The organism is Pantoea sp. UYEF8 (genome assembly GCF_040546285.1).
Taxonomy (GTDB): domain Bacteria; phylum Pseudomonadota; class Gammaproteobacteria; order Enterobacterales; family Enterobacteriaceae; genus Pantoea; species Pantoea brenneri.
Genome location: NZ_JBEPNM010000008.1, coordinates 127575 through 141219 on the forward strand (window position 1 = coordinate 127575; position 13645 = coordinate 141219).

The following is a 13645-nucleotide window of genomic DNA, read 5'->3' on the forward strand; positions in this document are numbered from 1 at the left end:
GCCGGCGGTATTAACCGTCCGGCCCTGCTGGCGATTACAGCGTGTTTCGGCTCAGATCGGCCATCAGGACTTTTGAGCGGCGCTGATAGTTGTACATCTCTTTTTTACTCTCCGGCAGCGACTCAATATCAACCGGCGTAAAGCCGCGTTCCTGGAACCAGTGAATACTGCGGGTGGTTAACACAAACAGCTTTTGCAGCCCCATCTGACGCGCCTGCAACGCCACGCGCTGCAGCAACATTTCACCACGCGATGAACTGCGATAGTCGGGATGGACCGCCACGCAGGCCATCTCACCGATCTTCTCATCCATAAAGGGATAGAGCGCGGCACAGGCGATAGTCAGATTATCGCGCTGAATGATGGTGAATTTATCAATCTCCATTTCCAGCTGTTCACGTGAGCGACGCACCAGAATGCCCTGTTGCTCCAGCGGCCGGATCAGTTCGAGGATGCCGCCGATATCATTGATATTGGCACGACGGATTTGCTCAGCTGACTCCATCACAATCTGGGTGCCGATACCGTCGCGTGAGAACAGTTCCTGTAACAGCGCGCCATCTTCCTGATAGCTGATCAGATGGCTGCGACGCACGCCGCTGCGGCAGGCTTTAACCGCGCCGCGCAGGAAACGGACGGTGCCGGAAAGGTAATCACCGCTGCTTTCAATCTCGTCAATGCGCGCCTGGGCATCATTCGGGAACAGTTCGGAGATGATATTCCCTTCGCTGTCCAGTGCACCCTGTTCAGAGCAGAAGCCGATCATCTTTTCCGCTTTGAGTTTAATCGCCAGTTGGGTCGCGACCTCTTCCGAAGTGAGGTTGAAACTCTCACCGGTCACTGACACCGCCACCGGACCAAGCAGCACAATCGCATCGTTATCCAGCTGACGATGAATCGCCTCTTCATCGATACGACGAATACGCCCGCTGTGACAATAATCGACGCCATCATCGACACCCAGCGGCTGGGCAATAATGAAGTTGCCGCTGACCACATTGATATGCGCGCCCTGCAACGGGGTGTTGTTGAGACTCATCGAAAGACGGGCGGTGATATCTAACTGCAGACGACCGGCCGCCTGCTTCACCAGCTCCAGCGATTGCGCGTCGGTGACCCGGGTAAACTTGTGGTAGACCGGCTCAAGCTGGTGTTCAGCGAGGCTGGCATCAATTTGCGGACGGGCGCCATAGACCACGACCAGGCGGATACCGAGGCTGTGCAGCAGGCCTATATCGTTAACGATGCCCGAGAAGTTCTCATGCTCGATCGCTTCGCCGCCCAGCATGATGACAAACGTCTTACCCCGGTGGGCATTGATATAGGGAACGGTATGGCGAAAACCCTGAACCAGTTCAGTACTACGTTCCTTCACAGCCAGCCCTCAGTGAATGTTTATTCGGATTTTTTGTATTTTTATTCTTTTCGCTGCAATTTTGCAAGCGCTAATCCTGACGAAAATTTACGTTTTTTCGGGTGTCAAAGCCGCTAACAGCCTGCATTATTTAGGGTTTCCGGGGTGACATCACCTTCTGGATTGGATAAAGTTTTCGCCGCCATTTGATTAACTGGCGCTTTTTTAGACATTACACAGCAGCTGGAGCGGCATGTCGGATTTTAATTCCCACTTTTCACGCAGACGATTTTTACAAGGAACCGGCGCGTTACTGTTGTTAAGCGTCAGCCGGGTCGGTATGGCCGCTAAAAACCATATCGTCGCGGTACGCATCTGGCCGTCATCAACCTATTCCCGTATGACGCTGGAATCGAATGTGGCACTGAAGTACAAGCAGTTTGCCCTGAGTCATCCGGAACGGCTGGTGATCGATATTGAAGGTCTGCATCTCAATACGGTACTGAAAGGCGTTGATAAGCAGGTGAGGGTGGATGACCCCTTCATCAAAAATGCGCGTGTCGGCCAGTTTGACAGCAATACGGTGCGGGTGGTGCTGGAGCTAAAGCGCAGCGTAGCGCCGAAGATCTTTAACCTGTCACCGGTGGCGGGGATCAATCACCGGCTGGTGGTGGATCTCTATCCGAGCAAGAATCAGGTTGAAGACGATCCGCTGCTGGCGTTGCTGAGGGATTATAACCAGGGCGATCTTGAGAAAGATGAAACGGTGCAGGCACCGCTACCGGGTAAAGCCGGGCGCGATCGTCCGATCATTATCATGATCGATCCCGGCCATGGCGGCGAAGATCCGGGCGCGCACGGCAAATATAAAACCCGTGAGAAAGATATTGTGCTGAAGATCGGCCGGCGGCTGAAAGCGTTAATCGATAAAGAGGCCAACATGAAGGCCTACATGACGCGCAATGAAGATGTGTTTATTCCGCTGCGCGTCAGAGTGGCCAAAGCCCGCAAGCAGCGCGCCGATCTGTTCGTCTCAATTCATGCCGATGCGTTCACCAGCCGGGCGGCGCGTGGTTCCTCGGTATTTGCACTCTCTACCAGCGGCGCGACCTCAGCCGCGGCCCGTTTTCTGGCTCAGACCCAGAATGAATCTGACCTGATTGGCGGCGTCAGTAAGAGCGGCGATCGTTATCTCGACCATACCATGTTCGATATGGTGCAGCGGCAGACCATCCATGACAGCCTGAAGTTCGGCAAAGAGGTGCTGCACCGTATGGGGCGGATCAACCATCTGCACAAGCGTACGGTGGATCAGGCCGGGTTTGCGGTTCTGAAAGCGCCGGATATTCCATCTATCCTAGTGGAAACGGCTTTTATCAGTAACGTGGAAGAGGAGCGTAAGTTGCGCACCACCCGTTATCAGCATCAGGTGGCAGAGGCGATTTTGCAGGGAATCAAGGCATACGTGCAGAGTGGGGCGGCGCTGGCGCACCGATAAAGGTTTGCGGGTAGCCTGTGCTATCCGCTGCTGCTTAACGTCAGGCAGCGATGAAGATGAAATCAGGAACGGCAGAAACAAAAAAACACCCTTTCAGGTGTTTAAATGAGTGGTTGCGGGGGCCGGATTTGAACCGACGACCTTCGGGTTATGAGCCCGACGAGCTACCAGGCTGCTCCACCCCGCGTCCGTATTACTCTTTGCACTTAGCGTCTTTCACATTTCTACTTCGGTAAACTGCTACAGAAGTATTGGTTGCGGGGGCCGGATTTGAACCGACGACCTTCGGGTTATGAGCCCGACGAGCTACCAGGCTGCTCCACCCCGCGTCCGTATTGCGCTTAGCGACTTTCACATTGTCACTTCTGTAAACTGCTGCAGAAGTATTGGTTGCGGGGGCCGGATTTGAACCGACGACCTTCGGGTTATGAGCCCGACGAGCTACCAGGCTGCTCCACCCCGCGTCCGTGGATGCGCACTATACTCCGCGCGTTATTTGATGCAACCCCTTTTTGCACATAAAGGTCAAATTTACAGTCAGTTGCTGAAGGAATCAACCATCTGGCGAATTATTGAACTGATGGCAAAGGGGAGAAAGCGGATGGATTTCATTCTGTCGGGCGCTTTGCTATCGTCGCGGGACGAACATTTATAAAAAGAGACAACAATGAAAGCACACTGGGCCAGGATTGCACTGACCGGCGCATTGATCGCGTTGCTGGCGAGCTGTAGTTCTAAACCGACCGATCGCGGTCAGCAATATAAAGATGGCAAACTGGAACAGCCGCTGGCGCTGGTTAATCAGCCGAATGCCAAAGGCAGCCCGGTGAATGGCCGGGACTTTGGCGAGCAGGTGCGCCAGATCCAGACCGCCTCGTCAGGGCTGTACAGCCGTCAGAATGGCACCTACAGCGCCATCGAAAGCTGGCTGATGGCCGGTGCGGATACCCGTCAGCTGCAGCAGTTTGGCCTGAATGCCTGGCAGATGGAAGGAACCGATAACTACGGTAATGTGCAGTTCACCGGCTACTACACGCCGGTGGTTGAAGCGCGCTATACCCGTCAGGGCGAATTCCAGTACCCGATTTATCGCATGCCGCCGCGTAAGCGCGGAGAAAAACTCCCGAGCCGCGCTTCTATCTATAGTGGCGGCCTCGACGATCGTTACGTCATCGCCTACAGCAACTCGCTGATTGATAATTTCATGATGGATGTGCAGGGCAGTGGTTACGTCGACTTTGGCGATGGTCGCCCGATGAGCTTCTTTGGTTACGCTGGCAAAAATGGCTGGGGCTACCACAGTATCGGCAAAGAGCTGATCGATCGTGGCGAAGTGAAGCGTGAAGATATGTCGATGCAGGCGATTCGCCAGTGGGCGCAGGAACACTCGCCGCAGGAAGTTCGTGCACTGCTGGAAACCAATCCGTCATTCGTCTTCTTTAAGCCAGAGCCGTTTGCGCCAGTACGCGGTGCCAGCGCGGTGCCGCTGGTGGCAAAAGCGTCGGTTGCGTCTGACCGCTCAATCATTCCGGCCGGTACGGCCCTGCTGGCGGAAGTGCCACAGTTAAATGAGAAAGGCAAATTCAACGGCAAATATGAGATGCGCCTGATGGTCGCGCTGGATGTGGGTGGGGCGATTAAAGGCCAGCACTTCGACATCTATCAGGGGATTGGGCCGGATGCCGCCCATCTGGCCGGTTTCTATAACCACTATGGCCGCGTCTGGGTGCTGAAAGCCGCACCGGGTGCCGGACAACCGCTGTTCTCCAGCCCGCAAAACGGTAATAATGGTTCACTGCTACTCGGTTCCAACTAATTTCTTCTCTGCGGGCCTGCTGGCCCGCACGACGTTACAGGTTCAACTATGAAAGTGTTAAATGACGCCTGGCACCAGCGGTTTGGTGGCACGGCGCGTCTGTATGGTCAGGATGCGTTGCAGCGTTTTGCGGATGCGCATTTCTGTGTCATCGGCATTGGCGGTGTCGGCTCCTGGGCGGCTGAAGCGCTGGTGCGCACCGGTATTGGCAAAATCACCCTGATCGATATGGACGATGTTTGCATCACCAATACCAACCGACAGATTCACGCGCTCAATGGCAACGTCGGCAAAGCTAAAACCGAGGTGATGGCGGAACGTCTGCGCGCGATTAATCCCGATTGTGACGTGATCTGCATCGACGATTTTATTACGCCGGACAATACTGCAGAGCTGATGGCGGCCGGATTCGATTATGTGATCGATGCTATCGATAGCGTGCGGCCTAAAGCGGCGCTGATCGCCTGGTGCCGCCGTAACAAGATCCCGCTGATCACTACCGGTGGCGCGGGCGGTCAGATCGATCCCACCCAGATCCAGGTCGCCGATCTGGCTAAAACTATTCAGGATCCGCTGGCAGCAAAGCTGCGTGAGCGGCTGAAAACTTTTGGTGTGGTGAAAAACAGTAAGGGCAAACTCGGTATCGACTGCGTCTTTTCTACCGAGGCGCTGGTCTATCCGCAGCCGGACGGCAGCGTTTGTGCCTCACGCAGTACGGCAGAAGGGCCGAAAAGAATGGACTGTGCCGCCGGTTTTGGCGCGGCCACCATGGTGACCGCCACCTTCGGCTTTGTTGCCGTCTCTCACGCGCTGAAAAAATATCTGGCGCGCGCTGCCCGTCAGGCCTGATCGCGCGCCTGACGCGCCGCCTGCTGTACCGCCGTAGAGAGCGCCTGCAAACCACTGCTGCGCGAGGCGCTGAGCTGGGCGCGCAGGCCCAGCTGATCGAACAGCGCCAGCGGATCGTTTTCAAGCAGCGCTTGCGGTGTCTGGCCTTCCACCGCGGTTAGCAGCACGGCCAGCAGACCGCGCACGATGCGGCCTTCACTGTCGCCATAGAAGTGCAGGGTGCCATCCGGACGCAACTGGCTGCTCAGCCAGACCCGATTTTCGCAGCCACTCAGCTCAATCTCCGCTTTTTTTAGCGCTTCGGGTAATGCCGGGAGCTGGCGGCTCAGCTGAATCAGCTGACGATAGCGATCCTCCCACTGATGAAAGCGGCTAAACGTCTCCTTCAGGCTGGCAACCGTAATCAGATCGCCAAACGGGTGTGGCGCTAACAGCGGTGAACTCATGATTAAAACTCCGATAACAGCGAAATGGCGCTGCGCATAGCGCGCACCAGGGCATCAACATCCTGCAAATTATTATAGGGCGCAAATGAGGCGCGAAGCGTCCCGCTAACGCCGAGCGCCGCCAGCAGCGGCTGAGCGCAGTGCTGACCGGCACGTAAAGCGATACCCTGCTCAGCCAGCAGAGTGACGATATCGCTGTGGTGCAGGCCGGTGAATTCAAAGGCTAACAGGCTGGCATGGCCGCAGCGGAAACTGCGAAAGCCGGGTAATTCAGCCAACTGCTCCTCTGCCAGACTGGCGAGTTGCTGGCTCCAGCTCTCCGCTTTGGCCCGATCGTGCTGGCCCAGCCAGCTTAGCGCTGCGCTTAATCCCACCACGCCCGCCACGTTAGGCGTTCCCGCTTCGAAGCGCCACGGTACCGGCTGAGGGGTAAAACCGTTGAAATCGACTTCAGTCAGCATCTTGCCGCCACCCTGCCACGGCACCATCTCCTCCAGCAGCGCAGCTTTGCCATACAACACGCCAATCCCCATCGGACCATAGATTTTATGACCGGAGAAGGCGTAGAAGTCGATATCCAGCGCCTGCACATCGGGTGGGCAGTGCACCACGCCCTGCGCGCCATCCACCATCACTTTGGCACCGACCGCATGCGCCAGCTGAATGGCCTGAGCGATATCGGGGCAGCCGCCGGTAACGTTGGACATCTGACTCACCGCCAGCAAGCGGGTACGGCCGTTCAGCAACGCCGGCAGCCGGGCGATATCCGGTAACCGATCGGCACCCAACGGCCATTTAACTACCCGGGCGCCGCAGGCCTGCGCCGCCATCAGCCACGGCACCAGATTCGCGTGGTGTTCTGCTTCGCTCACCACGATCTCATCGCCTGGCTGTAAGCGAGGTCGCAGCCAGCTGTTCGCCACCAGATTAATGGCTTCAGTGGTACCCCGCGTCCAGACAATCTGATGGCCATCAGCGGCGTTCAGCCAGCGCGCCACCTGACTACGCGCCTGCTCATAACGCTCGGTTAAGGCACGTGCGGCCGCAAACTGACTGCGGTGCACGGTACCGGCGCTCAGGCTGTAGAACTGCTGAATGCTGTCGATCACCGCCTGCGGCTTCAGCGTTGTCGCTGCGCTGTCGAGGTAGACGCCAGCATCGGCCAGTGCGGGAAACTGCTGGCGAAACGCGGTTGGGTTAAATACGGTCATACGCGGCCCATGATGAGAATAAATAGGACCAGACTGAAAGAGTGGTCTCTGTCTGGCAAAGCTGGAAAAGCGCGTTATGCTGATTATTGCAAGGTTTGAACCAAACCCGCACAACGATCGAACAATATTTGGTCGATCACACTTATCTGCTGCCTATGGTTAGCGTAACGCGGGTGGTTTGATGCAATCAATCTGCAAGGAGATAGAAGATGAAAAAACTCACCGCAGTGCTGGCCGTGTGTACTCTGGCCTTTACCCTGACTGCCTGTTCCAGCAACTATGTCATGCACACCAATGATGGACGCACCATTGTTGCCGACGGCAAACCTAAGGTAGACGATGAAACCGGTATGATCAGCTATAAAGATGCCAATGGCAACGAGCAGCAGATCAACCGCACCGATGTCAAAGAAATGGTTGAGATGGGTCAGTAACTAAGCAAAAAAAAGCACCGCAATTTGCGGTGCTATTTAAAAATCACTATGGACAGACAGGGTAAATCTACAGGAATTAAGAGCTTGATCCGCAACAGTCGGATCAAAAATTGCAAACACAACATCACGACCACAAGCCAAAAGCTTTCAGAAAATCTGCGAACTCACTCACAACTCTAAAAACTTTTCGTTCCGGCTCAGGAAGTGCGGCAACTATAGGTATTTGCTGGAGGTTCCTCAACGGACAAATTATAATGCCTCGGATTAAAAATTCTAATACGTAAAGGCTGCATATCAGCCCGCGTATTTTTCGCCGATCCGGATACGGAAAACCATGTCGAAACGCCTTCCTCCTCTCAACGCACTGCGGGTATTTGATGCCGCCGCGCGCCATTTAAGCTTTACCAAAGCCGCTGAAGAGCTTTTCGTCACCCAGGCAGCTGTAAGCCATCAGATTAAATCTCTGGAAGATTTTCTCGGTCTTAAGCTGTTTCGCCGGAGGAATCGTTCGCTTTTGTTGACCGAAGAAGGGCAAAGCTACTATCTGGATATTAAAGAGATCTTCTCGGCGCTCAATGAAGCCACCCGCAAACTACAGGCACGCAGTGCCAAGGGTGCGCTGACCGTCAGCTTACTGCCCAGCTTTGCGATTCAGTGGCTGGTGCCACGCCTCTCCAGCTTTAATATGGCTTATCCGGGGATCGACGTGCGTATTCAGGCTGTCGACCGTGATGAAGAGAAGCTGGCCGATGATGTCGATGTGGCGATTTTTTATGGCCGCGGTAACTGGCCAGGCCTGCGGGTTGAGAAGCTCTATGCAGAATATTTATTGCCGGTCTGCTCGCCTTCATTGATGACCGGCGAAAACCCACTTAAAACCCCAATGGATCTGTCGCGATTTACGCTGCTGCACGATGCTTCACGACGTGACTGGCAATCGTATATCCGCCAGCTTGGCCTGCAGCACATCAACGTTCAGCAAGGTCCTATCTTCAGCCACAGTGCGATGGTACTGCAGGCGGCCATCCACGGGCAGGGCGTAGCGCTGGCCAATAATGTGATGGCGCAGAGCGAAATTGAAGCTGGCCGATTGATCTGTCCGTTCAACGACGTATTAGTCAGTAAAAACGCTTTTTATCTGGTTTGTCATGACAGTCAGGCAGAACTGGGTAAAATAGCCGCCTTTCGACAGTGGATCCTGGCAAAAGCTGCAACCGAACAAGAAAAATTCCGCTTTCGATATCAACAATAACGTCTTGATTTAATTGCATTGCGATGCAAACGCACTCTGAGGATCGTTTCATGTCCAGTCGTGCCATGTTTATTTTTGCTGCCATTAGCGGATTTTTGCTGGTGGCGTTTGGCGCTTTTGGTGCCCACGTATTGAGTAAATCGCTCGGACCGGCGGAAATGGCCTGGATTCATACCGGGCTGGAATATCAGGCTTACCACACCTTAGCGGTGATGGGGCTGGGTGCGGCAATGTTACGCCGCGCCAATATCTGGTTTTACTGGAGCAGTGCGCTGATGGCGCTCGGCACCGTACTGTTCAGCGGCAGTCTCTACTGTCTGGCGCTGTCACATCTGAAATTTTGGGTTTTTATCACGCCAGTGGGAGGATTATGCTTCCTTGCGGGTTGGGTATTGATGTTGATTGGCGCGCTGCGTCTTAAACGAAGGGCAGAACGCCATGAATAAAGTTTTACTCTATTGCCGTCCCGGTTTTGAAAAAGAGTGTGCGGCAGAAATCAGTGCGAAAGCCGCTGAACGCGAAGTCTACGGTTTCCCGCGGGTTAAAGATGACTCGGGCTATGTGCTGTTTGAGTGTTATCAGTTTGAGGACGCCGAACGACTGGTGCGTGAGTTGCCGTTTGACGACCTGATCTTTGCGCGTCAGATGCTGGTGGTCGGCGAGCTGCTGCGCGACCTGCCGCAGGAAGATCGGATCACGCCAATCGTCGGCATGCTGACCGGCGTGGTCGAAAAGGGCGGCGAACTGCGCGTTGAGGTGCCAGATACCAACGAAGCGAAAGAGCTGACCAAATTCTGCCGCAAGTTCACCGTGCCGCTGCGTTCCGCGCTGCGTGAAAGCAAAATTCTGTTGAACTACGAAAGCCCGAAACGTCCGGTGGTGCACGTATTTTTCATTGCGCCGGGCACCTGTTACGTGGGCTATTCATTGCCAGAAAACAGTTCGTCTTTTTATATGGGCATTCCGCGGCTTAAGTTCCCGTCCGATGCGCCGAGCCGTTCAACCCTTAAGCTGGAAGAGGCGTTTCACGTCTTTATCCCGGCGGACGAATGGGATGAGCGTCTGGCCAGCGGCATGTATGCTGTCGATCTCGGTGCCTGTCCTGGCGGCTGGACCTACCAACTGGTACAGCGCAGCATGATGGTGTATGCGGTCGATAACGGTCCGATGGCGCCGAGCCTGATGGAGACCGGGCAGGTGATGCATGAACGCGTTGATGGATTCAAATTCCGCCCGCCGCGCACCAACATTAGCTGGCTGGTGTGTGACATGGTTGAGAAACCGGTACGGGTAGCGAACCTGATGACCGACTGGCTGGTCAACGGCTGGTGCCGCGAGGCGATCTTCAACCTCAAGTTGCCAATGAAAAAGCGTTACGAAGAGGTGACGCAGAATCTGGCGATGATTGAAGAGCGACTCAGTGAGAACGGCATCAATGCGCAGATCCGGGCGCGTCAGCTCTATCACGATCGCGAAGAGGTCACGGTACACATTCGTCGTATCTGGGCGGCAGTCGGTGGTCGTCGCGACGAACGCTGATCAAACGGCTGAGTGTTTCGGCACTCAGCCGCTGTAACGCAACGTATTCAGATTACCCTGCAACACTAAATCCCGCTTCAGCGTGGCCACCTGGCGACTGATCTCAGCCATCCGCTGGCCGCTGGCTAATTTGTCACGCCATTTTGTCGGCACCTGATCCAGTTGCTGATAGATCCCGTCCAGCGAATGAAACTCTGCCAGCAGTTGTTTTGCGCTTTTAGGGCCGATACCAGCAATGCCTGGGATCTTACTGCTGCTGATGCCACACAATCCCCAAAAATCGGGTAACAGCTGCGGCGCAACGCCATATTCAGCTTCGATAAACGGCAGATCGAGCCAGCGCTTCTGGAAGTAGTCACGAATACGGATTTCCGGCGCCAGTAGCTGACAGTAGCCTTTGTCCGTTGACACGATGGTGGCCTGATGTCCGGCCTGCGCCATTTTTACCGCCAGCGTCGCGGCTAAATCATCCGCCTCATCCTGATCGGCAATCCAGCAGCTGACGCCTGCGGCGCGAAAAGCCTGTTGCAGCGCCGGCATCTCCGCCTGTAAATCTTCCGGCATCGGCGGACGGCCGCTTTTGTAATCCGGTAATAACTGGTGACGCCAGCCCTGATGCCGGGTTTCACCATCAAACACCGCCACTACGTGGGTCGGGCGGGTATGCCCCAATAGTTGACGCAGTGCCGCCACGCAGCCATCGACGCACGGCGATCCTTGTACCGCATGCAGACGGCGTATCAGGTTTAACGCATCTACGATAAGAAGATGAAAAGCCATGAGAATATCGGCAGCCCAATGGCTGCCTCCTGGTTTATTTGATGATTTCGTAGCAGGGGATGTAGGCGGTACCCGGCAGCTTCATACGTTGCTGCGCGACAAATCCCTGTAGCAGTTCGTCCATGCGATGCATGATGTCGGCGTCGCCATGCAGCTTATAGCGGCCTTTCTCGCGAATTTCGCGGATACCCATCTCTTTCACGTTACCGGCCACGATGCCTGAAAAGGCGCGACGCAAATCGGCGGCCAGTTTTTCCGGCGGCTGGTTGGTGTAGAGGTTGAGGTTGGCCATATTTTCATGGGTCGGCAGGAAGGGTACCTGCAGATCCGGCGCAATACGAATCGACCAGTTAAAGCTGTAGGCGTCGCCGGTTTCGCGTCGATACTCTTTAACCTGCGGCATCGCCTGCTTCATCAGACGCGCCACTTCAGCGGCATCGTTAATGATGATCTGATAGTGCTTGCGCGCCTGCTCGCCCAGCGTACTGACGATGAAGTCATCCAGCACCCGGAAGTAATCCGCACTCTCTTCAGGTCCGGTCAGGATCAGCGGTAACACCTGATCGCTGTTGTGCGGATTCATCATGATGCCGAGCAGATAGAGCAGTTCTTCTGCGGTACCGACCCCGCCAGGGAAGATAATGATGCCGTGCGCGATGCGGACAAACGCCTCAAGACGCTTTTCGATGTCCGGCATAATGATCAGCTCATTCACCAGCGGATTCGGCGGCTCGGCGGCAATGATTGACGGTTCTGTCAGACCAATAAAACGGCTGTCACGGTAGCGCTGCTGAGCGTGGCCTACCGCCGCTCCTTTCATTGGCGCTTCCATTACGCCCGGCCCGCAGCCGGTACAGATGTTCAGTTCACGCAGCCCCAGCTGGGTGCCGACGTTACGGCAATACTGATATTCAACGGCGTTGATCGAGTGGCCACCCCAGCACACCACGGTGTTGGGATACTCGCCAATGTGCAACGCCCGGGCATTACGCAGAATTGAAAAGACGGTATTGGTGATAGCGGCGGAATCATTCTCTTCGGCTGCGCTTAAACGGCCTGGAGCGTTGAGCTGGCCGCTGACAAACAGAATATCGCGCAGCACCGCAAACAGGTTGGCCTGCAGCGAACGGATGATGCGTCCATCAACAAACGCCTCTTCCGGTGGATTGATCAGCTCCAGTTTGACGCCGCGTTCACGACGCAGCACGTTGATATCAAAATTCTCAAAGCGGGAGAGTAATTCGTGGCTGCTGTCGGTCTGGCTGCCAGAGTTCAGCACCGCCAGCGAGCAGTTGCGAAACAGTTGGTACAGGTCGCTGCTGGCCGTGCGTTTCAGCATATCGACTTCCAGCTGCGAGAGCAGATCCATTGAGCCAAGAGGGCTGATATGGGTAATCAAATGAACTCCTTTACACCCGCCTGGGTGACAGTTGACACTGCAATCGCAGTGACGAAAATCCCTGGTCGGCAACCCGCAGATTGCCGCCATCTCCAGAGTAGCCTTGTCGGCCAGCGTAGCTCAAGTGGAACCGCGCCTGCAGCGCACAGCCTGCGAGAGATCTCGCAAACTACTGGCGAACCAGACGCGAATAGCCCGGAGTGAAGGGCACATTGCTCCGCCACGGGTTAATATCGAGTCCGCCACGGCGCGTATAGCGCGCATAGACCGTCAGCGCCTCAGGGTGGCAGAAACGCAGCACGTCATTAAAGATGCGTTCGACGCACTGTTCATGGAATTCGTTGTGCTGACGGAACGACACCAGATAGCGCAGCAGCGCTTCACGGTCGATACGCGGGCCGTTATAACGAATCATCACTGAACCCCAGTCAGGCTGATGGGTGATCAGGCAGTTCGATTTGAGCAGATGGCTGACCAGCGTCTCTTCGACGATCTCGCTGCCGGTGGCATCGGCCAGGTAGTCGGCATTGAAGCGGTAATCGTCAATCGCGATATCCTGCTCATCGATGCAGTAGCCGTCGAAATGGCCGATCGGCTGTCCTTCGACTTCATTCAGCCGGAACAGCGCGACCCGCACCTCACCTTCAGCGCAGGCGCTCAGATCGCGCTCCAGCGTCTGGCGTACTTCGCCCCAGTCGGCGAAGCGGGTCTGGTTGAAACTGTTAAGATAGAGCTTAAAGCTTTTCGATTCGATCAGATTGCGGCTCTGCGCATCCAGCACCACTTCACCGACGGCGACCTGTGGCAGCCCTTTGCTGTTAAGCCACGACAGTTCATATAAGGTCCAGATGTCACCGCCGGTAAACGGCAGGCTATCAGGATACAGGCCGAGCGGTTCACGGTTCAGGCTACGCGGCACCGCCTGCAACAAACTGTTGTCATAGCGATCGTGATAGGCTGTGGGTTTGCCCAGCGTCAGGTTGCTGAGGGCCTGATCCTGTTCGTGAGTAGTCATTGCGGTTACCACCAAAATTAATCAAAGTGGCTAAGTGTAACCTATCAGAAGT

13 protein-coding genes and 3 tRNA genes are annotated in these 13645 nt (G+C 55.4%); 7 read left to right on the forward strand and 9 right to left on the reverse strand.

Translation table 11 applies throughout. The features are described from left to right. Nucleotides 1-34: 34 nt before the first annotated feature. Nucleotides 35-1375 carry an amino-acid N-acetyltransferase gene (argA, locus tag ABIB18_RS15825; RefSeq protein WP_031374711.1) on the reverse strand — a complete coding sequence of 447 codons (1341 nt, stop codon included), beginning with the start codon at nucleotides 1373-1375 and terminating at the stop codon, nucleotides 35-37. A 232-nt stretch (nucleotides 1376-1607) separates the two neighbouring features. Between argA and amiC the strand changes: the two genes are divergently transcribed. Further along, entirely contained in the window at nucleotides 1608-2852 is a 1245-nt protein-coding gene (gene amiC, locus ABIB18_RS15830; RefSeq protein WP_354474764.1) for an N-acetylmuramoyl-L-alanine amidase AmiC, read from the forward strand. Nucleotides 2853-2962: 110 nt separating this feature from the next. Here the strand turns inward: amiC and ABIB18_RS15835 are convergent. From ABIB18_RS15835 to ABIB18_RS15845, 3 genes are all read right to left on the reverse strand, one after another. After that, a tRNA-Met gene (locus tag ABIB18_RS15835) sits at nucleotides 2963-3039 on the reverse strand. A gap of 65 nt (nucleotides 3040-3104) precedes the next feature. After that, nucleotides 3105-3181, reverse strand: a tRNA-Met gene (locus ABIB18_RS15840). 58 nt (nucleotides 3182-3239) lie between these two features. Next, nucleotides 3240-3316: transfer RNA gene (locus ABIB18_RS15845), tRNA-Met, on the reverse strand. Nucleotides 3317-3519: 203 nt separating this feature from the next. Between ABIB18_RS15845 and mltA the strand changes: the two genes are divergently transcribed. Together mltA and tcdA are read left to right on the forward strand one after the other, a co-directional pair. Continuing rightward, nucleotides 3520-4668: a murein transglycosylase A gene (gene mltA, locus ABIB18_RS15850; RefSeq protein WP_031374712.1), complete on the forward strand. Its 1149-nt coding sequence runs from the start codon at nucleotides 3520-3522 to the stop codon at nucleotides 4666-4668. Between the two features lie 48 nt (nucleotides 4669-4716). After that, on the forward strand, nucleotides 4717-5517 hold the full coding sequence (gene tcdA, locus ABIB18_RS15855; protein WP_031374713.1) for a tRNA cyclic N6-threonylcarbamoyladenosine(37) synthase TcdA: 801 nt from the start codon (nucleotides 4717-4719) through the stop codon (nucleotides 5515-5517). On the opposite strand, the gene csdE is transcribed toward tcdA, so the two are convergent. After that, on the reverse strand, nucleotides 5508-5963 hold the full coding sequence (gene csdE, locus ABIB18_RS15860; protein ID WP_031374714.1) for a cysteine desulfurase sulfur acceptor subunit CsdE: 456 nt from the start codon (nucleotides 5961-5963) through the stop codon (nucleotides 5508-5510). The genes tcdA and csdE overlap by 10 nt on opposite strands. Nucleotides 5964-5965: 2 nt before the next feature. Continuing rightward, nucleotides 5966-7174: a cysteine desulfurase CsdA gene (gene csdA / locus ABIB18_RS15865; protein WP_031374715.1), complete on the reverse strand. Its 1209-nt coding sequence runs from the start codon at nucleotides 7172-7174 to the stop codon at nucleotides 5966-5968. Between the two features lie 209 nt (nucleotides 7175-7383). Between csdA and ABIB18_RS15870 the strand changes: the two genes are divergently transcribed. From ABIB18_RS15870 to rlmM, 4 genes are all read left to right on the forward strand, one after another. Beyond that, on the forward strand, nucleotides 7384-7608 hold the full coding sequence (locus tag ABIB18_RS15870; protein WP_031374716.1) for a YgdI/YgdR family lipoprotein: 225 nt from the start codon (nucleotides 7384-7386) through the stop codon (nucleotides 7606-7608). 334 nt (nucleotides 7609-7942) lie between these two features. After that, nucleotides 7943-8860 carry a transcriptional regulator GcvA gene (locus tag ABIB18_RS15875; RefSeq protein WP_031374717.1) on the forward strand — a complete coding sequence of 306 codons (918 nt, stop codon included), beginning with the start codon at nucleotides 7943-7945 and terminating at the stop codon, nucleotides 8858-8860. 50 nt (nucleotides 8861-8910) lie between these two features. Further along, nucleotides 8911-9306, forward strand: a complete 396-nt coding sequence (locus ABIB18_RS15880; RefSeq protein WP_031374718.1) for a DUF423 domain-containing protein — start codon at nucleotides 8911-8913, stop codon at nucleotides 9304-9306. After that, a complete protein-coding gene (rlmM, locus tag ABIB18_RS15885; protein ID WP_031374719.1) occupies nucleotides 9299-10399 on the forward strand; it encodes a 23S rRNA (cytidine(2498)-2'-O)-methyltransferase RlmM in 1101 nt (366 codons plus the stop codon). Before ABIB18_RS15880 ends, rlmM begins: the two co-directional genes overlap by 8 nt. Before the next feature lie 24 nt (nucleotides 10400-10423). On the opposite strand, the gene xni is transcribed toward rlmM, so the two are convergent. The 3 genes from xni to queF all read right to left on the reverse strand — a co-directional run bounded on the left by xni (nucleotide 10424) and on the right by queF (nucleotide 13593). Further along, nucleotides 10424-11179 (reverse strand): flap endonuclease Xni, encoded by a 756-nt coding sequence (xni, locus tag ABIB18_RS15890; protein ID WP_031374720.1) that lies wholly within the window; start codon nucleotides 11177-11179, stop codon nucleotides 10424-10426. Between the two features lie 34 nt (nucleotides 11180-11213). Then, the gene (ppnN, locus tag ABIB18_RS15895) at nucleotides 11214-12578 is read right to left on the reverse strand and encodes a nucleotide 5'-monophosphate nucleosidase PpnN (RefSeq protein ID WP_031374721.1); all 1365 of its coding nucleotides are present in this window, start codon (nucleotides 12576-12578) and stop codon (nucleotides 11214-11216) included. A gap of 169 nt (nucleotides 12579-12747) precedes the next feature. Further along, nucleotides 12748-13593: an NADPH-dependent 7-cyano-7-deazaguanine reductase QueF gene (queF, locus tag ABIB18_RS15900; RefSeq protein WP_046289596.1), complete on the reverse strand. Its 846-nt coding sequence runs from the start codon at nucleotides 13591-13593 to the stop codon at nucleotides 12748-12750. Nucleotides 13594-13645: the final 52 nt, after the last annotated feature.